The sequence below is a fragment of the Mycobacteriales bacterium genome, assembly GCA_035995165.1.
Lineage (GTDB): Bacteria > Actinomycetota > Actinomycetes > Mycobacteriales > CADCTP01 > CADCTP01.
In genome coordinates this window covers 13,778-32,291 of the sequence record DASYKU010000004.1, presented here as the reverse complement: position 1 = coordinate 32,291, position 18,514 = coordinate 13,778, and the positions used below count along the sequence as shown (strand labels likewise).

Below are 18,514 nucleotides of genomic sequence, written 5' to 3'. Positions count from 1 at the left end.
CGAGGCCTCGACCAGGATGTGGGAGAAAGCCGGATTGAAGCCGTCGGCGTTGGAATGGCTCTTGAGCAGCCGAACGGACGTCCCGTAGACGGGCAGGTTGAGTGTGTGCGCGAGCATGCGCAGCGTTCGTTGACCGCCGTCCGTCACCGCGGTCTCGCAGCCGAGCAGGCGCACCGCGACGATCTGCTGACGCGGCAGGAGCTGGTCCTCGGCCAGCGCCGAGAAGAAGCGCGCCACCTGCCGGTCGAGCATGTCGATGGGTGTGGCGCCGAGGCGCAGCAGATGGTGGTCGCGGGTCGAGTGGCCGATGAGGTCCAGCGTCGCCGGCGAGGCGGCGACGTCGGCGACGTCGGCGACGTCGGCGACGCGACGGTCGAGGATCTCCCGGAGTTCGGCGAGCGAACCCGCGCGCTGCAGGTTCCTGCAGCGCGCGAGCCGACCGCGGTAGAACGGCTCCGCGCAGTCCGGCGAGGCGACGTTGAGCGACGACATCGTCGTGTCCACCAGCCGTGCGTACCGAAATGGCGGAGCCGTCATCATCTTTAGTCCCCGGCACAATCCGGCCACTTCAGCGAGCCGACCGCTGAGACGGTCACCTCGGCGGCGAGCGTTGCCTGGGGCCTCGCTCCGTGGCAGTCCGCGAACATGCTGGTCTGGGCCGTCAGGTGTGGGCCGCTGTCGAGAGGCCGGGCTGATCCGAGCGCGCCGAATGGTGTTGCGACGGCCGCGCCGACGGTGAAGGCGATCGGGACGGCGGTGAGAAGCGCGGCCGCCCGGAGCCGGCCGAGCCGGTCGGCCGCGGCGGCTCGGCGGGCCGTAGTGCTGTCCATGATGGTCCTTTCCGTGGGCTTGTGCGGGCGGTCAGTCGGCTCTGAACGGCGGGTTCTTCGGGTCGATCGCGACGAGCACCGCGGTGGTGCTGAGTAACGCGGCCGTGTTGAAGGCCGTCCTCAGACGCACCAGAGGCGACGGCCGGATGCTGGTCGGCGCGGGCAGGTCCGACGCCTCGGCGGGGCCGGGATGATCGAGGTCGGCGTCCACGGTGGCTCCTTCGATAGAGCAGATGGGGTACGGCGGACGGTTGGCTACGCCGGTCTGGTCGTCGGCCGACCGCCGCCAGAACGAGCTAGTCGCCCCCGCAGAGGGGCCACTTCAGTGCGCCGACCGTGGAGACGGTCACCTCGGCGGCGAGCCTGGCCTGTGGCCTGGTTCCGTGGCAGTCGTCGAACATGCTGGTCTGGGCCGACAGGCGAGGAGTGCCGTCGAGCCGCCCGGCTGATCCGTGCGCGCCGAACGGTGATGCGACCACCGCGCCGACCGCGAACGCGACCGGGACGGCGGTGAGAAGTGCGGTCGCCCGGGCCCGACTCGGCCGCGGAGGAGTTCTGTCCATCGATGGTCCTTGTCGGTCGGGCTGTGCTGGCGTCAGTCGGCTCTGAACGGCGGGATCTTGGGGTCGATCGCGACGAGCACCGCGGTGGTGCTGAGCAACGCCGACGCGTTGAAGGCCCTCTCGAATCGCCGCCGATGTGACGACCGGGTCTCGGGGGGCGGCGGCGTGTCGGGCGCATCGGCGGAGGCGGGACGATCGAGTTCGGGTTCCATGGTGGCTCCTTCGGTCCGGAGGATCGGGTGCTTGGATGACCGGAGTCGGCAGCGCCACGACCGCTGTTGACGGGGTTGGCCAGCTTCGGGAGGAGCTACTAGTCGCCCGCGCATCCGGGCCACTTCAGTGCGCCGACCGTGGAGACGGTCACCTCGGCGGCGAGCCTGGCCCGTGGCCTGGTTCCGTGGCAGTCCGCGGCTGTACCGGTCTGCGCGGTCAGGTGTGGACTGCTGTCGAGCGGCCGGGCTGATCCGAGGGAGCCGAACGGTGTTGCGACGGCCGCGCCGACGGTGAAGGCGATCGGGACGGCGGTGAGAAGCGCGGCCGCCCGGAGCCGGCCGGGCCGGTCGGCCGCGGCGGCTCGGCGCGCAGGAGTGCTGTCCATGATGGTCCTTATGTCCGTGGGGCTGTGCTGGCGGGCCGGGCCCGTCACAGCTGGCCGCTGATCAAGAAGAGCGCTCCGCGCTTGGGCGCGGCCCCGGTGCCTATCGTGGTGAGACTCTCGACGCCGGCGTCACACTGCTCGGACGATGCGAGGTCGATCCACATCGTCACCGGCCGTACGTCCGGCTGCTCCGACTTGCCGGGTGGGTGGACCGCCACGTGCGCCAGTGAGCCCCGCTCCTCCAGGATCTCCGCGCAGTGACCGGCATAACGCTTGCCGGCGCGGGGATCGTCGATGTCCGGCCAGTAGACGACCGACATGCACTCGTACGGCTGCGCGCTCATCCCGGCCGGGGGGCAGGCGGGGCGCAGCCCGGCAGGCAACGACTCACGGAATCCGGACTCCAGGTACACCGCACCGCCGAGCTGCAACTCCGGCCAGCCCGGCCCGAGGGTGGAACCGCTCACCGCACCATTCGGCCCGGTGAAGCAGTCGTCGACTTGCACGTCGGCCCAGGAGATGTCCTTCGCCGCCGCCGCCGACGGGGTGAGTGCGAAGTCGACCGGGATGAGCAGCAGCGGGTCGAAGTCATGGTCGACCGGCTCCTCAGCCCAGAACGCACAGCGGGTCTCGCCGTCGATCCGGCCCAGGAACGCCGGCGTACCGACAAAGACGCTACGCATGGCGACTCGCCCGACGGATCACGGTTCCCCCTCTGCAGGACGCCTCGCCGACAGGAACGGGCAGGCACTGCAGAACATCGCCCACCGCTGTGGGCAACCGATGGGCAACTGATGGGAGAGGACCTACCGGTGTTCAGCCGGTGCTGCCCACTGGTGCCCACCGGTCCGGGCGCCCGTCACCGGGTGCCCGCCAGGCCGGGAGTGTGTGGTGTCCCATATTCGATCCTGACGCCGTCCGCGCACCATGCCGTAAGCCGAGCGCGCGGGGTGCATGACCCGATATGACCGAGGCGGGGTAGGACTTGGGTACGCAAACGCACTCTCCCACCGCGCAGCGGGCGGGGCCCGGACTGTCATCGGTCTGCTGTGGACGAGCAGTTCTACTCACGCATTCGGACCGCTGACAGGCCCGTCTGGACAAGATCCTCTCGGAGCACGACCCCTTCGCGACGCCATAGGCAACGACGGGCGCGGCCGCTCGTGTGCTGCAGCAGTGGCCCTGAGTCCTCGCCCGACGCGCACCACCAGGGACCCGAGCCATGCGTACACCCTGCCTCGCCCGAACGACCGATCATGCCGCACTGGGCGCGGGCCACGGGGACCCGTCGAGGGAGATCGGTCGACGACAGCTGCGTCGCCTGCGTCCATGGCGTGTCGCTCAGCTTGAGGGGAAGGAAAGACCTGAGCCTTACGTCGGTGAACTGGCGCTCCGGCAGGCCTTCCTCCGTAGGAGGGTGCTCATCGCGGCCGGACTGACGATCGTCGGGATTGGCGTGGTCGGGCTCCGCCGAGGATCCCTTCCGGGCTTTCGGCTTGCCAGCCGCGCGGCGGCCGTCCGCGCAGTCCTGGCCGGATTGGTGACCCCTCGGTGCCGGCAGCGGCCTGGCCGCCTCAGTCCTCGACTCCGACTCCCCTCCCACGAGAACCGACCCGCCGATCGCGGCTCCGTCGAGCTCAACAGCCGTTCCCCAGGACAAGAACGCCGACGTCGGTACCGCCGCCTCCGTCGACGGCCACACCGCCGCCACCGCGACCAACCGTCACAGCCACCCCGAGAAAGCCGACCCGGACCCGGCTACCCGCGCCGACGCCTCGTCCCCGGATTCCACGGCCGGCGCCGCCGTTCACGGTCACGGTCGTCAGCCTGCCGCCAACCGGCCAGGGGAACGTCGCCATCGCGGCCGCCCGCACTACATCCGGCGCAGACTGCTCCATCGAGGTCGACTACAAATCCGGCCATCCACAGCCCAGGGCCTCGACCCGAAGACCGCGTCATCCGCCGGCGCCATCGCGTGGCGCCGGCTCGTCGGCACCCGCACGACCCCCGGGACCTGGCCAGTCACCGTGACCTGCAGCACCCGCACCACAGCCGACGCCCGGCCCAAGGCACCCGCACCACAGCCGACACCCGGCCCAAGGCACCCGCACGGCGGGGGGGCCGGCGCCGGGGCGGCGGAAGCCGGTGCAGCCAGCGTGTCTCGCAGGGAGACGGGAGTGGGCGGGGAATGGGCGACGCCCGGCCTGGAAGGGCCGGGCGTCGTCAGGAGAAAGATCAGGGATCAGCGATCGTCGAAACGCCGGCGGAACCGCTCCTCCATGCGCTGGAGGAATGGCGCCTTGCGCTGCTTGCCGCGGCGCGGGGCCGGCTTCCCGTCGGGGCCCGCGACTCGAAGGTCAGGCTTGCCGGCGACCTTCTTGTACTGCGAGGCCGCGTAGACGAGAGCGAACAGCATCAAGCAGAACCCGGCCACACCCAACGCGATCGTGCTGGTCATGACGCCGGCCAGCAGCCCGCCCAGACCCAGGATCAACAAGATGATCGCGCGCCGGACGCGGCGGCGGGCATGCGTGCGCAGATCGGTCGAGCTGACCGTCGAGGCGAACTTCGGGTCCTCGGCGTACAACGCACGCTCGATCTGCTCGAGCAGGCGCTGCTCGTGGTCCGAGAGCGGCACGGCGCCCCTCCTGACAACAGGTGCGACCGCGACGGCAGGGAACCGCCGCGGGACAACATGGCGACCGCGCAGCGGGCCGCCACTACGAGGATACGAGCCGATGACACACGAGGAAAGGCGGACGACGCTCACCTGGTGCTCGATGTCGTCGCGGACACCCCCTCGGCCGGTCATCGCGGGTCCTGGGAGACCTCGACACGCCCGGATTCGGGCCGAACGTCGGGCGTGTCGCGACGTCCGGCCCCCACATTTTGGGTGGTGGGCGGCACCAGCACCGCCGGGCGCACCACTCCGGCCCCGAACCGGTCGACGGCCCGATCCACGGCCCGGTCGGCGTCGCGCCAGCCGAACTCGCGGGCGCCGAGCTCCAGCTGGCGGGTCGCGTCCCCGGCCGGCGCGATCCCCTCGACCCGCACGCCGACGAGCCGGATCCGGGCCCGGTCCAGCTCCAGCCCGTCATAGAGCGCCCGGGCGGTCTCGTAGACCTCGCGGCCGGCGTCGGTCGGCGCCGGCAACGTCCGGGCCCGGGTGATCGTGGTGAAGTCGGCGAACCGGATCTTGATGCTCACGGTCCGGCCGTGCTGCCCGCTCGCGCGCAGCCGGGCCGCGGTCTTCTCGGCCAGCCGCAGCAGCTCGCGGCGGACCACCTCGTGGTCGTCGACGTCGGTGCCGAAGGTCTCCTCCGCCCCGATCGACCGGTCCGGCTCGTCGGGGACGACCGGGCGCGGGTCGTGGCCCTGGGCCAGCGCGTGCAGGTGGGCGGCGGAGGCGTCGCCGATCGCCCGGGCCAGCGCCGGCAGCGGCGTCGCGGCCAGATCGCCGACCGTGCTCAGCCCGAGCGCGGCCAGCTGCGCGTCGGTGCGCTCGCCGACGCCCCAGAGTGCGGCGACCGGCAGCGGGTGCAGGAACGCGTGCACCCCGTCGGCCGGCACCACCAGCAGCCCGTCCGGCTTGCACCGGGAGGAGGCCAGCTTGGCCAGGAACTTCGTCGGCGCCACCCCGACCGAGCAGGTGATGCCCTGCTCGTCGGCGATCCGGGCCCGGATCCACTCCCCGATCCAGGCCGGGCGGCCCAGCCGCCGCCGGGCCCCGGAGACGTCCAGGAACGCCTCGTCCAACGACAGCGGCTCCACCAGCGGCGTGACCGACCGGAAGACCGCCATCACGCCCGCCGAGGCCTCGGCGTACCGGGGCATGTCGGGGTGCACCACGACCGCGTCGGGGCAGAGCCCGAGCGCCCGGCCCATCGGCATCGCGCTGCGCACCCCGTAGTCCCGGGCCTCGTACGTCGCGGACAGCACCACCCCGCGCCGCCCGCCGCCGACGATCATCGGCCGGCCCCGCAGCTCCGGACGCCGGCGCAGCTCCACGCTGGCGTAGAAGGCGTCCATGTCGACGTGCAGGATCGGGCAGCCGGTGTCGTCGGCGGGCGGTCCGGCCGGCGGCCCGCTGCGGCCGACCGCCTGGCTACGCCCCACGACCGTTCCTCAGCGCCGGGCCAGCACGTGCAGCTGGGCAGCCACGTCCCGGTACGGCGGGAGCGCGGCGAGCGCGAACTCCAGCTCCCGCAGCGCCTCGGCCCCGCCGGGCTGCCCGTCCAGCACCGAGCCCGGCACCAGGTCGGCCACCACCCGCACGCCGTGCACGGCCTCGACCCGCAGGCCGGCCGCGGTGACCAGCTCGCCCAGCATGTCGGTGTCGAAGCGGCGCAGCATGCTGTCGGCCGCGCCCCACCGGCCGGCCGGGTCGGTCGCGATCCGGGTCGCGTCGGCCAGCCGCCCGCTCAGCGCCCGGCCCAGCACCGCGGCGGCCCGGCCCGCGGCCAGCACGCTCGCGCACCCGCCGTCCCGCAGCGCCCCGGCGACCGCCCCCAGCGTGTCGGCCGGCGAGTCCACCACCTCGAGCAGCCCGTGGCAGAGCACCAGATCGTACGAACCCGGGGTCAGCGCCTCGGGCAGCCGCTCCACGTCGCCCTGCACCGGCGTGACCCGCTCGGCCACGCCGGCATCGGCGGCCCGGCGCTGCAGGGTCGCGAGCGCGTCCGCGCTCACGTCCAGCACCGTCACTCGGTGTCCCATTTCGGCCAGCGGCACCGCCGACACTCCACTGCCGCCGCCCAGGTCGAGTACGTCCAGCCCATCGGCATCGGACGCCGCTCGACGCTCGAGCTCGGCCCCGAGCACCGACCACACGACTCCACCCCGCGCCAGGACCCGCGATCCGGCCCTGCCTGTCTCCGTGCCCATCTCCGGGCCCACCTTCCGACGCTCAGCCTGGCGAGCGTAGGCGAGAGCACCGGCCATGGCCGAGACACGGGGTCAGCCGGCCCGCGGGACGCCGACCGGCAGCGTCGGCACCAGGCCGAGGGTGGTCTCGACCAGGGCGAGGAACGTCCCGGCGTCACGCACCAGGTCGTCGGCCTCACGCCCGCTCACCGCCCGGGTCACGCCGGCCTCGGCCGCCGCCCGCTTGGTCGCGCCGGCGGCGAAGAACGCCGCCCACTCCCCCAGCTCCGGCGCCACCTCGGTCAGCAGCACCCAGGCGCTGGTCGGCCGGCGGCGGCGCAACCGGGGATCGGTCGGCCGGGTCTTGGCCGCGAGCACCGCGGCCGCGCCGCGCAGCGCAGCCAGGTGGGCGGTCGCGTAGCGCTCGGAGGGCAGCGCGAGCGTCGACGCCTCCTGCAGCCCGCGACGGGCCTGGTCGAGCAGGCCCAGCGCGGACGGCAGCAGCTGGGAGGGCACTCGGGAGGGACCGAGTCGCCGCAGGGTCGTCGTGGTCATGTCCTCACTCCTCCACCAGCGTTGCGGTCCACCGCGGCGGGTCCGCCGCGGTGTCCCGGCACAGGTCGAACACCTCGAGCGCCGCGGACATACCCGCCGCAGCCTCGACTCGCCACAGCTCCCGGTCGGCCAGGTCGACCGGCACCGAGTTGATCACCGCCACACCACTGACCGACGCCCCGACCGGCCCGGCGACGAACTCGCCCGGACCGGACCAGCGCCAGCCGCCGGGCTCGGTCCAGCGGGCCAGCACGGCCCGCACCACGTAGAGCCGGCCCCGCAGCAGGAACTGCCCGGGCGTCTCGCCCGAGCGCGCGACCTCGACCTGCTCCTCGAGGACCGGGTGGACCGAACGCATCTGGGGATCTCCTCCGTGTGGGCTCGCCGGGTGGTGCCGTCCGCCTGCCCGCCGGGCGGCGCGGGGGTCGAGGGCCGCACCGCCCGGCGGGAGGTTCGTTCGAACGCGTGTTCGAACAAGAAGAGACTATCCGGGGATCGACCCGCATCGCAACGGCTGCCCGGCGTGTCGCACGGGCGTGTTCGAACAGTTTCGAACGGCCAGGTCAGATGGGGTATGAGAGAGGCGGGGACCCGCCCCAGAGCCGGTCCCGGAGACCGACCACCTCGCCCACCACGACGACCGCCGGCGGCCGCAACCCGGCCTCGGCGACAGCCGCGCCGACCGTGTCCAGAGTGGCCACCAGCACCTGCTGATCGGGCAGCGTGGCCCGCCGGACCACGGCCACCGGCGTCGTCCCGGGCCGGCCCCGCTTGACCAGCTCCGCGGCCGCCGCGCCGACCCGGTCCAGGGCCATCAGCAGCACCAGCGTGGCCGGCCCGTCGGCCAGCGCCTGCCAGTCGATCACCGACCCGGGCGCCGAGCCCGGCACCGCGCCCGGCTCGACGTGCCCGGAGACCACGGCGAAGTCGGCCGCCACGCCCCGGTGGGTCACCGGGATGCCGGCCGCCGCCGGTCCGGCCACCGCCGAGGTCACCCCCGGCACCACCTCGACCGGGACGCCGGCCGCGACGCAGGCCGCGACCTCCTCGCCGCCGCGCCCGAGCACGAACGGGTCGCCGCCCTTCAGCCGCACCACCCGCAGCCCGCGCCCGGCCCGCTCGACCAGCAGCGCCGAGATGTCGGCCTGGGTCGGGCCGGCGCCGTGCGGCGTCTTGCCCACGTCGACGACCTCGACGTCCGGGTCGAGCCGGTCCAGCAGGGCCCGCGGCGCGAGCCGGTCGACCACGACCACGTCGGCCTCGGCCAGCAGCCGCCGGCCCCGGACGGTGATCAGCCCCGGCGCGCCCGGCCCGCCGCCGACCAGGGCGACCCGCCCGGGCCCGGACCGGCGCCGCCGCAGCGGCAGCTCGCCGGTCTCCAGCAGCAGCGCGACCGCGTCCCGGACCGCGCGCACCCGGCCCGGGTCGGGGTCGCCGGCCGAGCCGACCGCGACGACCAGGTCGCCGGTCCGGGCCACCGCGGGCGTCCGGGCCGAGCCGCCGGCCGGGTCGTCGGCCCGTACGCACGGGATCCGCAGCCGGGCCGCCTCCGCGGCGACGGCCGCGTTCACCACCGGATCGTCCGTGCAGGCGTGGGCCAGCCAGGCGCCGGCGAGATCTCCGTCCTCATAGCCGCGGAGTGAAACAGCGACCTCTGACAGTTCTGTGATCTCCGGCGACACCACCGGGGCGACGACGGCGACCGAGGCTCCGGCCGCCCGCAGCCCGGTCACCCGGCGCAGCGCGACGGCGCCGCCGCCGACCACGACGACGCGGCGGCCGGCCAGCTCCAGCAGCAGCGGATAGGTGCCCATCGCCGGCCATGATCCCAGCCCGCGAGGACAGTGGCCGTACGCGCGCGGATGTGCGACTGTTGAGGGCGTGACTCCGAGCGAGCGACTGGTGTCGGTACACCTCGTCTCGCGTCGGCACATCGACCTCCGGCGGGTCGACAGCGCGGTCTGTCAGGGCTGACCACAGCCCCGGCGGCGTGAGAGCGCCGCACAGCCAGACTGCCGGAGGATCAGACCTTCATGCCGCCCCAACGCGGGCAGGGCCAGTGGGCCCTGGGCCATCGTGAGCCGCTGAACCCGAACGAGCGGGTCAAGCGCGACGACGACGGCCTGCACGCCAAGCAGCGGATCATCGACCGGTACCAGTACACCGGGTTCGACAGCATCGACCCGGCCGACCTGCGCAACCGGTTCCGCTGGCTCGGGCTCTACACCCAGCGCGCCCCCGGCATCCCCGGCGGCCGCACCGCGGTGCTGGAGCCGGAGGAGCTCGAGGACCGCTACTTCATGCTCCGCGTCCGCATCGACGGCGGAGCGTTGAACACCGAGCAGTTGTCGGCGATCGCCGACATCGCGACCGAGTTCGGCCGCGATGTGGCCGATGTCACAGACCGCCAGAACGTCCAGCTGCACTGGATCCGGATCGAGGACGTGCCGGAGATCTGGCGCCGGCTGGAGGCGGTCGGCCTCGACACCACCGAGGCGTGCGGGGACACCCCACGGGTCATCCTCGGCTGCCCGCTGGCCGGCGTGGCCAAGGACGAGCTGCTGGACGCGAGCCCGTCGCTGCGGGAGGTCCGGGACCGCTACATCGGCGACCCGGAGTTCTCCAACCTGCCCCGCAAGTTCAAGACCTCGATCTCCGGTTGCGCCGAGCACTGCACCAACCACGAGATCAACGACGTCGCGTTCGTCGGGGTCACCGGCCCGGACGGCACCCCCGGCTACGACCTCTGGGTCGGCGGCGGGCTGTCCACCAACCCCAAGTTCGGCCAGCGGCTGGGCGCGTTCGTCGAGCCCGAGCGGATCGCCGAGGTCTGGGCCGGGGTGACCACGCTGTTCCGCGAGCACGGCTACCGCCGCTCCCGGCAGCACGCCCGGATCAAGTTCCTGCTGGCCGACTGGGGTACGGAGCGGTTCCGGGAGGTCCTGGAGAAGGAGTTCCTCACCTCCCCGCTGCCCGACGGCCCGGCCCCGGTCCGGTACGAGGGCGCCCGCGGCCACCTCGGCCTGACCGAGCAGGTCGACGGCAACTACGCGGTCGGCTTCGCGCTGCGGGTCGGCCGTACCTCCGGCACCCAGCTGGCCCGGATCGCCGGCCTCGCCGCCGAGTACGGCCAGGGCCGCGTCCGGGCCACCGCCCAGCAGCAGCTGATCATCCTCGACGTGCCCGCGGACCGTACGGACGCGCTGGTGGCCGAGCTGGCCGCCGAGGACCTGCCGGTGCACCCGAGCGCGTTCCGCGAGGGCACGATGGCCTGCACCGGGATCGAGTTCTGCAAGCTGGCGATCGTCGAGACCAAGGGCCGCGCGCAGGCGCTCTACCAGGAGCTGGACCGGCGGCTGCCCGACTTCCCGGAGCCGGTGACGATCAACGTCAACGGCTGCCCGAACTCCTGCGCCCGCTTCCAGGTCGCCGACATCGGCTTCAAGGGCTCGGTGGCGCGCGGGCCGGACGGCGAGGACGTGGACGTCTACCAGGTCCACCTCGGCGGTCACCTGGGCGCGGACGCGGCCCTGGGTCGCAAGTTCCGCGGTCTGAAGGTGGAGGCGGACGAGGCCGCCGACTACGTCGAGCGGGTGCTGCGGGGCTACCTCGAGCACCGGGAGACCGACGAGACCTTCGCCACGTACGCGGCCCGGGCCGACGAGGGGTGGCTGCGATGAGCGGCCACGGGTCGTCGCCCTTCTTCTGCCCGTACTGCGGGGACGAGGAGCTCCGCCCGTACGGGGAGACGCACGGGGAATGGCAGTGCGAGTCCTGCCGGCGTGCCTTCGCGCTCCGGTCCGTCAAGCCGACGGCTGCGGCCGCCCCCGAGCGCGTGGAGGTGGCGCGATGAGCGCGCCCCAGGATCAGTGGCCCCGGCTCAAGCGGCTGGCCGAACAGGCCGCCCGCGACCTCGACGGCGCGCACCCGCTGGAGGTGCTGCGCTGGGCCTCGGAGACGTTCGAGGACCAGGTCTGCGTGTCCTCCTCGATGACCGACGCGGTGCTGGCCGACCTGGCCGGCCGGGCCCGCCCCGGCATCCCGGTGTACTTCCTGGACACCGGCTACCACTTCGCCGAGACCATCGGCACCCGGGACGCGGTCGCCGCGACCCTGCCGGTCGACGTCCGTACGGTGCTGCCGCTGTGGACGGTGGCCGAGCAGGACGCGGACCTGCTGCCGCGGCTGCACGAGCGCGACCCCGACCGCTGCTGCTGGCTGCGCAAGGTGGAGCCGCTGGGCCGGGCGCTGGAGCCGTTCTCGGCCTGGATCTCCGGGGTGCGCCGGGACGAGTCGCCGTCCCGGGCCGACACCCCGGTGGTGAAGTGGGACGCGCGCCGGGCGATCGTCAAGGTGCACCCGCTGGCCTGCTGGACCCAGGACGACGTGGACGCGTACATCGTCGAGCGGAACGTCCTGGTGAACCCGCTCGTCGGCGACGGCTACCCGTCGATCGGCTGCGAGCCCTGCACGGCCCGGGTCGAGGCCGGCGCCGACCCGCGCTCGGGCCGCTGGGCCGGCACGGCCAAGACCGAGTGCGGCATCCACGTCTAAGTAGTCTGGTCCGGTGCCGCTGACGATCGACTTCGCCCAGAGGAAGCCCGAGGACATCCCGGACGGCGTCGCCGAGCTGTGCGACCGCCTGGAGGCGGCCGACGCGGCCGGGTTCTACGGCGCGCTGACCGTCGAGCGGCCGTGGTCCCGGCACAACCCGGTGCTGGAGGGCGAGTTCGCCTGCGCGTCGGCGATCCGGCCGTACCTGGAGCGGGAGCTGGGCAAGCTCGCCGAGGCCGGGGCCCGGGTGTCGGCGGAGAAGAAGCGTCCGGCCCTGGACCTGTTCGACCCGGCCGTGCTCGACGCGCTGGACGAGGACGCCTGGGACCTCCGCCGCAAGAAGCTGTTCCTGTTCCGGCCGGAGCGGATGGCGCTGTCGCTGGACCGTCTCGCCCACTACACCGGGACGCCGGCCGAGGCCTTCCAGCGGTACGTGCTGTTCACGAACTACTCCTGGCACGTCGAGGCGTTCCGGGAGGCGTTCCCGGACGCGATCGGCCCGGCCGCGCCCGGACGGCAGATGCCGGCCTGGCACGCGACCCGTCCCGGCCGGGACGGCATCACGCTGGTCGACATCGGCGTCGGCCCGTCGAACGCGAAGACCATCACCGACCACATCGCGGTGCTCCGGCCGGACGTGATGCTGATGATCGGGCACTGCGGCGGGCTGCGGAACCACCAGGACATCGGCGACCTGGTGCTGGCCACGACGTACCACCGGGCCGACGGGGTGCTCGACCACGTGCTGCCGACGAGCGTGCCGGTGGCCTCTAACCACCGGCTCAACAGCTACCTGCTGGACGCGATCGTCCGCCGCGACGTGCCGTACCGGCTGGGGACGGTCTACACGACCGCGAACCGGAACTGGGAGTTCGAGCAGGGCACGGTGCTCGACGACATGCGGCTGTCCCGGTCTGTCGCGGTCGACATGGAGTCCGCGACCGTGGCCGCGAACGGCTTCCGCTACCGGGTGCCGACCGCGACCCTGCTCGCGGTCAGCGACAAGCCGCTGCACGGGCGGCCCAAGCTGTCCGAGGCCGCCCAGGAGTTCTACACCGCGACCAAGCGCTGGCACCTGGAGATCGCGGTCGAGGTGGTGGACCGGGTCCGCGAGACGCACCCCGACGGCCTGCCGGCCGCCGACGTCCGCTCCACCGACGAGCCTCTGCTCGGCCGGGACTGAGCTGCAGGTCGACCGGGGTCAGGTCGGCTGGAGCCCGGGGCGACCGTTCGCTCCGGTGCGCGCGGCCGCGGGACCGGCGCCGGCCGCCACCCCTGCCGCCGCCGCTCCGGCGACCGTGGCCGCGCCTGCCAGGAACTGCCGCCGGTCCAGGTCCACGATGACTTCCCCTCGTCGTCGGCGCACAGTCCAGCCGAACCGGGTATCACTGTAGTGACGGGTCGATGAGCGCCACACCCCCGCGAGGCGGACAGGTATCTCGCTCGGCCCCGCCCTTAGGGTGAGCGGCGTGACGAAGGCGGAGCACCCCGGTGTACGGAAGGTGACCGAAGCCCTGGCCGCGGCCGGCGCGACCGGCGAGGTCGTCGAGCTCACCGCGGAGGTGCGGACGGCCGCGCTCGCCGCCGCGGCCCTCGGCGTCGAGGTCGGCGCGATCGCCAACTCGCTGGTCTTCGACGCCGCCGGCGAGCCGCTGCTGGTGCTGACCAGCGGCGCCCACCGGGTCGACACGGCCAAGGTCGCGGCGCTGCTCGGCATCGCCGCGCTCGACCGGGCCACGCCGGAGTTCGTCCGGGCGGCGACCGGTCAGCCGATCGGCGGCGTCGCCCCGCTCGGCCACCCGGCCCCGCTGCGCACGCTGGTCGACGTCCTGCTGGCCGACCACGACGTGGTCTGGGCCTCGGCCGGGGTGCCGCACTCGGTGTTCTCCACGACGTACGAGGAGCTGGTCCGGATCACCGGCGGGACCGCGGCGGAGGTCGGCTGAGCAGGCCGGACACGTTCGACTTACCCTCTGCGAATGCGGGAGCCCGTGCCGGAGCTGGTGACGCTGCACCTGTGGCGGGTTCCGCGGCGCGCGGTGCCGGCCGCGGTGCTGCGGATGGGCGCCGACCGGCGGCCGGTACGGGTGATCCCGGGGGTGCGGTTCGCGAAGCTGTTCGGGACCGGGGACGGCCGCACCTTCACCGTCCGCGACGCCGATCCGCGGCAGTGGGGTCTGCTGACCACCTGGTCGGACCGGGCCGCGGCGCGGGCGTTCGAGCGGTCCGCGGTCGCGACCCGCTGGCGGCGGCTGGCCGAGGAGTCCTGGCGGGTGGAGCTGCGGCCGCTGGCGTCCCGTGGCCGGTGGTCCGGGCGGCAGCCGTTCGGCACCCCGGCCGGCGGGCGCTGGGACGGTCCGGTCGTGGCGGTGACCCGGGCCCGGCTGGCCCCGACCCGGGCCCGGTCGTTCTGGCGGGCGGTGCCGGCCGTGTCGGCCGACCTGCTCGGCCGGCCCGGGCTGCGCTTCGCCTTCGGCATCGGCGAGGCCCCGATCGGGTTCCAGGGCACGTTCTCCCTCTGGGAGTCGGCCGCGGCGCTGCGCGGGTTCGCGTACGCGGGGGACGCGCACCGGGAGGCGGTGGCCCGCACCGGCCCCGAGGGCTGGTTCGCGGAGGAGCTGTTCGCCCGCTTCGCGGTCGAGGCGGCTGACGGTTCGGTCGACGGCAGGGACCCGCTGGCATGAAGATCACCCGCTGGAGCCCGGTGGAGGCGCGCGAGCGCATGACCGAGGCGATGGCCGTGTACGCCGAGGCGATGGGCTACCCGCCCGAGGCCGGCCAGCACCGGGCCGGGTTCGCGCTGGCCCACACCCGCCGGCCGGCGTTCCGCGCGGTCGCCGCGCTCGGCGAGGGCGACGGCCTCGGCCGCGCCGACGAGCTGCTCGGCTTCGGCTACGGGTACGCCGTCGCCCCCGGCCAGTGGTGGCACGACCAGGTCCGGACCGCGCTGGTGCCGCAGGTGGCCGACCGGTGGCTGCGGGGCGCGTTCGAGCTCTCCGAGCTGCACGTGCGGCCGGCGTACCAGGGCCACGGGGCCGGGCGGGTGCTGCTGCGCACGCTGGTGGAGGGGTTGGACCAGCACGCGGTGCTGCTGTCGACACCCGAGGGCGACACCCGGGCCTGGCGGCTCTACCGGTCGATGGGGTTCGTCGACCTGCTCCGGCACCATCTCTTCCCCGGCGACGCCCGGCCGTTCGCCGTGCTGGGCGTGCGGATGCCGCTGGGCCCCGGTGCGTAGTCGGGCCGTCGCGGTCCTCGCGGGGGCCGTCGTGCTGGCCCAGATCGCGTACCCGCTGGTGCCGGTGGGGTCGGCCCGGGACGGGCTGACGATCGCGACCGTGCTGCTGTTCGCGGTGGCGTCGCTGGCGCACGCGGCGCTCACCCGCGGTCCGGCCACCGCCGGCATCCTGCTGCTCGTCGCGGGCGGACTCGGCTTCCTGGCCGAGTCCGTGGGCGTCGCCACCGGCGTCCCGTTCGGCCACTACGCGTACGGGGACACGCTCGGGCCGGAACTCGCCGGCGTCCCGCTGGTGATCCCGCTGGCCTGGGTGATGATGGCCTGGCCGGCGTTCCTGGTCGGGATCCGGCTGGCCCGCGGGCGGTGGGCGCGGGTGCTCGTCTCGGCGGCCGCGCTGGCCTCCTGGGACCTGTTCCTGGACCCGCAGATGGTCGACGCCGGGCACTGGCGCTGGTTCGACCCGTCCCCCGCGCTGCCGTGGGTCCCGGACGTGCCGCTGACCAACTACGCCGGCTGGGCCGTGGTCGCCACGCTGCTCATGGCGCTGCTGCACCCGTCCGTCCCGGCCGTCCGGTCGTCCCTGGACCCGGTCGCGTACGGGCTCTACCTCTGGACGTACTTCTCCTCGGTGTTCGCCCATCTCGCGTTCTTCGGGCTGCCCGGCAGCGCCCTGTGGGGCGGGCTCGGCATGGGCGCGGTCGCCCTGCCGCTGGTCGCGACGCTGCGCCGGCCGGCGCCGCTGCCGCGATGAGACGGCTGGTGGCCCTCGGGTCGGCGCTGGCCGCGGCCGGGGCCGTGCACGCGGCGGTGAACGCGAGGCTGCTGCGGCGACCGGACCCGGCCGCGGCGCCGGGGCCCGAGCGGGTCTCGGTGCTGATCCCGATGCGGGACGAGGCCGCGAACGTCCGGGACTGCCTGACCGCGGTGCTGGCCCAGGAGGGCGTCGCCGAGGTGCTCGTGCTCGACGACGGGTCGGCCGACGGGACCGGCGAGCTGGCCCGGGCGCTGGGGGTCCGGGTGCTGACCGGGCGGCTGCTGCCACCGGGCTGGCTGGGCAAGCCGTACGCGTGCCAGCAGCTGGCCGACGCCGCCGACCCGGCCTCGGACGTGCTCGTCTTCCTCGACGCCGACGTCCGGCTGCGGCCCGGCGCGATCGTCGCCACGGCCGGCCTGCTGCGCGGGCTCGACCTGGTCTCGCCCTATCCCCGGCAGGTCGCGGTCAGCCCGGCCGAGCGGCTGGTGCAGCCGCTGCTGCAGTGGTCCTGGCTCACGTTCTTGCCGCTGCGGCTGGCCGAGCGCTCGCCCCGGGAGTCGCTCTCGGCCGCGAACGGGCAGCTGCTGGCCGTCCGCCGGGCCGCGTACGACAGGGCCGGTGGGCACGCGGCCGTCCGGGCCGAGGTGGTCGAGGACGTCGCGTTGCTGCGCGCGGTGAAGCGGGCCGGCGGCCGCGGCGGCGTCGCCGACGGCACCACGCTGGCCGACTGCCGGATGTACGAGGACTGGCCGTCGCTGCGGGAGGGCTACACGAAGTCGCTCTGGTCGGCCTTCGGCCCGCCGGCCGGCGCGGTCGCGGTGTCCGGTCTGATGGCACTGGCCTACCTCGTCCCGCCGCTGGCGGCGCTCGCCGGATCGCGGCTCGGGCTGGCCGGATACGCTGCGGGAGTGACCGGACGGGTGGTGACCGCGCGGCGGACCGGCGGCCGGATCTGGCCGGACGCGCTCGCTCACCCCGCATCCGTCGCGATGTTCGCGGGGCTCACAGCGCGTTCGCTAAATCGTCACCGCGCAGGCGCTCTGCGCTGGAAGGGACGGCCGCTCCCGTGAGCCGGGTCGTCGTGATCGGCGCCGGCGTCGGCGGGCTGGCCGCCGCGGCCCGGCTCGCCGCCGGCGGGCACGACGTCACCGTCTGTGAGCGGGCCGAGGTGGTCGGCGGCAAGCTCGGGCTGCTGGAGCGGCACACCGCGGCCGGCACGTTCCGGTTCGACACCGGGCCGTCGCTGCTGACCATGCCCGAGGTGTTCGCCGACCTGTTCGCGGCCACCGGCGACCCCTGGCCGGCCGGGCTGGACCTGCAGCCGCTCGACCCGCTGATCCGGCACCGGTTCGCCGACGGGACCCGGCTGGACACCAGCGGCGACCTCGACACCACCTGCGCCCGGATGGACGCGGCCTTCGGGCCGCCGGCGGGCGCGGACTGGCGCCGGCTGCTGGCCCGGTCCGAGCAGATCTGGACCGCGGTCCGGCGGCCGTTCCTGGAGTCGCCGATCGACGGCGTACGGGACCTGGCCCGGCAGGCGGTCCGGGTCGGCGACCTGCGCACGATCGCGCCCGGACGGACGCTGCGCTGGCTCGGCGAGCGCTACCTCACCGACCCGCGGCAGCGGGTCCTGCTCGACCGGTACGCGACGTACACCGGGTCGGACCCGCGGCGGGCACCGGCCGCGCTCGGCGTGGTGCCGTACCTGGAGCAGCGCTTCGGCGGCTGGTACCTCGGCGGCGGGCTGCGGACGCTGGCCGACGAGCTGGCCCGGCGGGTCACCGCGCTCGGCGGCCGGATCCGGACCGGCACCGAGGTGGCCCGGATCGAGACCGAGGGCGGCCGGGCCGCCGGCGTGCTGCTGGCCGACGGCGGCCGGCTGCCCGCGGACGTGGTCGTCGCGAACGCCGACGCCGGCCTGGTCTACCGCGACCTGCTCCCCCGGCCCGCGCTGGCCCGGCGGCTGCGCAAGGCGGTCCCGTCGCTGTCCGGGTTCGTCATGCTGCTCGGCGTCCGCGGCCGGACCCCGAACCTCGCCCACCACAACGTGCTGTTCCCGGCCTCGTACGACGCCGAGTTCGACGCGGTCTTCGGCGATCCGGCCACGCCGGTGGCCGACCCGACGATCTACGTCAGCGTCCCCGACGACCCGGCGGTCCGGCCGGACGGGCACGAGGCCTGGTTCGTGCTGGTGAACGCGCCCCGGCACGGCACCGGGCCGGGCGCCCTCAACTGGGACTCCCCCGCCCTGTCCGGGTCCTACGCGGGACGGCTGCTGGGGTTGCTGGCCCGGCGCGGGCTGCCGGTCACCGACCGGCTGCTGTTCTCGCACGTGATCACGCCGGCCGACCTGGCCCGGGCCACCCGGGCCCCCGGCGGCGCGATCTACGGCTCGTCGTCGAACGGGGCCCGGGCGGCGTTCCTGCGGCCGCCCAACCGGTCCCCGGTCCGCGGGCTGTTCCTGGTCGGCGGCTCCACCCACCCGGGCGGCGGGCTGCCCCTGGTCGTCCTCTCCGCCCGCATCGTCGACACCCTCATCGGCCCCGCCTGACCCGG

Annotated in this window: 22 protein-coding genes; 9 read left to right on the top strand and 13 right to left on the bottom strand. The window is 74.4% G+C overall.

The window, feature by feature from the left end; genetic code table 11:
• From VGP36_00585 to cobA, 13 genes are all read right to left on the bottom strand, one after another.
• On the bottom strand, nucleotides 1–504 hold a 504-nt coding region (locus VGP36_00585), incomplete at its 3' end, for a hypothetical protein (protein HEV7653222.1).
• A 38-nt stretch (nucleotides 505–542) separates the two neighbouring features.
• On the bottom strand, nucleotides 543–830 hold the full coding sequence (locus VGP36_00580; protein ID HEV7653221.1) for a hypothetical protein: 288 nt from the start codon (nucleotides 828–830) through the stop codon (nucleotides 543–545).
• A 31-nt stretch (nucleotides 831–861) separates the two neighbouring features.
• Entirely contained in the window at nucleotides 862–1,041 is a 180-nt protein-coding gene (locus tag VGP36_00575; protein ID HEV7653220.1) for a hypothetical protein, read from the bottom strand.
• 85 nt (nucleotides 1,042–1,126) lie between these two features.
• Nucleotides 1,127–1,393 carry a hypothetical protein gene (locus VGP36_00570; GenBank protein HEV7653219.1) on the bottom strand — a complete coding sequence of 89 codons (267 nt, stop codon included), beginning with the start codon at nucleotides 1,391–1,393 and terminating at the stop codon, nucleotides 1,127–1,129.
• A gap of 32 nt (nucleotides 1,394–1,425) precedes the next feature.
• The gene (locus tag VGP36_00565; protein HEV7653218.1) at nucleotides 1,426–1,605 is read right to left on the bottom strand and encodes a hypothetical protein; all 180 of its coding nucleotides are present in this window, start codon (nucleotides 1,603–1,605) and stop codon (nucleotides 1,426–1,428) included.
• A gap of 98 nt (nucleotides 1,606–1,703) precedes the next feature.
• Nucleotides 1,704–1,991, bottom strand: a complete 288-nt coding sequence (locus VGP36_00560; protein HEV7653217.1) for a hypothetical protein — start codon at nucleotides 1,989–1,991, stop codon at nucleotides 1,704–1,706.
• A 44-nt stretch (nucleotides 1,992–2,035) separates the two neighbouring features.
• Entirely contained in the window at nucleotides 2,036–2,674 is a 639-nt protein-coding gene (locus VGP36_00555) for a hypothetical protein (protein ID HEV7653216.1), read from the bottom strand.
• Between the two features lie 1,559 nt (nucleotides 2,675–4,233).
• A complete protein-coding gene (locus VGP36_00550; protein ID HEV7653215.1) occupies nucleotides 4,234–4,629 on the bottom strand; it encodes a DUF3040 domain-containing protein in 396 nt (131 codons plus the stop codon).
• A gap of 170 nt (nucleotides 4,630–4,799) precedes the next feature.
• Nucleotides 4,800–6,107: a DNA polymerase IV gene (gene dinB, locus VGP36_00545; GenBank protein ID HEV7653214.1), complete on the bottom strand. Its 1,308-nt coding sequence runs from the start codon at nucleotides 6,105–6,107 to the stop codon at nucleotides 4,800–4,802.
• A gap of 9 nt (nucleotides 6,108–6,116) precedes the next feature.
• Nucleotides 6,117–6,821 carry a class I SAM-dependent methyltransferase gene (locus VGP36_00540; protein ID HEV7653213.1) on the bottom strand — a complete coding sequence of 235 codons (705 nt, stop codon included), beginning with the start codon at nucleotides 6,819–6,821 and terminating at the stop codon, nucleotides 6,117–6,119.
• A 126-nt stretch (nucleotides 6,822–6,947) separates the two neighbouring features.
• Nucleotides 6,948–7,409: an SAV_6107 family HEPN domain-containing protein gene (locus VGP36_00535; protein HEV7653212.1), complete on the bottom strand. Its 462-nt coding sequence runs from the start codon at nucleotides 7,407–7,409 to the stop codon at nucleotides 6,948–6,950.
• Between the two features lie 4 nt (nucleotides 7,410–7,413).
• The gene (locus tag VGP36_00530) at nucleotides 7,414–7,767 is read right to left on the bottom strand and encodes a DUF6504 family protein (protein HEV7653211.1); all 354 of its coding nucleotides are present in this window, start codon (nucleotides 7,765–7,767) and stop codon (nucleotides 7,414–7,416) included.
• A 205-nt stretch (nucleotides 7,768–7,972) separates the two neighbouring features.
• Complete coding sequence (cobA, locus tag VGP36_00525; protein ID HEV7653210.1) at nucleotides 7,973–9,223, bottom strand: uroporphyrinogen-III C-methyltransferase; 1,251 nt, start codon at nucleotides 9,221–9,223, stop codon at nucleotides 7,973–7,975.
• Nucleotides 9,224–9,442: 219 nt separating this feature from the next.
• Between cobA and VGP36_00520 the strand changes: the two genes are divergently transcribed.
• The 9 genes from VGP36_00520 to crtI all read left to right on the top strand — a co-directional run bounded on the left by VGP36_00520 (nucleotide 9,443) and on the right by crtI (nucleotide 18,509).
• Nucleotides 9,443–11,089, top strand: a complete 1,647-nt coding sequence (locus tag VGP36_00520) for a nitrite/sulfite reductase (GenBank protein HEV7653209.1) — start codon at nucleotides 9,443–9,445, stop codon at nucleotides 11,087–11,089.
• A 169-nt stretch (nucleotides 11,090–11,258) separates the two neighbouring features.
• On the top strand, nucleotides 11,259–11,963 hold the full coding sequence (locus VGP36_00515) for a phosphoadenylyl-sulfate reductase (GenBank protein HEV7653208.1): 705 nt from the start codon (nucleotides 11,259–11,261) through the stop codon (nucleotides 11,961–11,963).
• 13 nt (nucleotides 11,964–11,976) lie between these two features.
• On the top strand, nucleotides 11,977–13,146 hold the full coding sequence (locus tag VGP36_00510; GenBank protein ID HEV7653207.1) for a hypothetical protein: 1,170 nt from the start codon (nucleotides 11,977–11,979) through the stop codon (nucleotides 13,144–13,146).
• Between the two features lie 286 nt (nucleotides 13,147–13,432).
• Nucleotides 13,433–13,909, top strand: a complete 477-nt coding sequence (locus VGP36_00505; protein ID HEV7653206.1) for a YbaK/EbsC family protein — start codon at nucleotides 13,433–13,435, stop codon at nucleotides 13,907–13,909.
• 33 nt (nucleotides 13,910–13,942) lie between these two features.
• Nucleotides 13,943–14,647 (top strand): monooxygenase, encoded by a 705-nt coding sequence (locus VGP36_00500; GenBank protein ID HEV7653205.1) that lies wholly within the window; start codon nucleotides 13,943–13,945, stop codon nucleotides 14,645–14,647.
• Nucleotides 14,644–15,201 carry a GNAT family N-acetyltransferase gene (locus VGP36_00495; GenBank protein ID HEV7653204.1) on the top strand — a complete coding sequence of 186 codons (558 nt, stop codon included), beginning with the start codon at nucleotides 14,644–14,646 and terminating at the stop codon, nucleotides 15,199–15,201. Before VGP36_00500 ends, VGP36_00495 begins: the two co-directional genes overlap by 4 nt.
• The gene (locus VGP36_00490; GenBank protein HEV7653203.1) at nucleotides 15,194–15,952 is read left to right on the top strand and encodes a carotenoid biosynthesis protein; all 759 of its coding nucleotides are present in this window, start codon (nucleotides 15,194–15,196) and stop codon (nucleotides 15,950–15,952) included. The genes VGP36_00495 and VGP36_00490 overlap by 8 nt, the downstream gene beginning before the upstream one ends.
• On the top strand, nucleotides 15,949–17,025 hold the full coding sequence (locus VGP36_00485) for a glycosyltransferase (protein HEV7653202.1): 1,077 nt from the start codon (nucleotides 15,949–15,951) through the stop codon (nucleotides 17,023–17,025). The genes VGP36_00490 and VGP36_00485 overlap by 4 nt, the downstream gene beginning before the upstream one ends.
• Nucleotides 17,022–18,509: a phytoene desaturase family protein gene (gene crtI / locus VGP36_00480; protein HEV7653201.1), complete on the top strand. Its 1,488-nt coding sequence runs from the start codon at nucleotides 17,022–17,024 to the stop codon at nucleotides 18,507–18,509. The genes VGP36_00485 and crtI overlap by 4 nt, the downstream gene beginning before the upstream one ends.
• Nucleotides 18,510–18,514 lie beyond the last annotated feature (5 nt).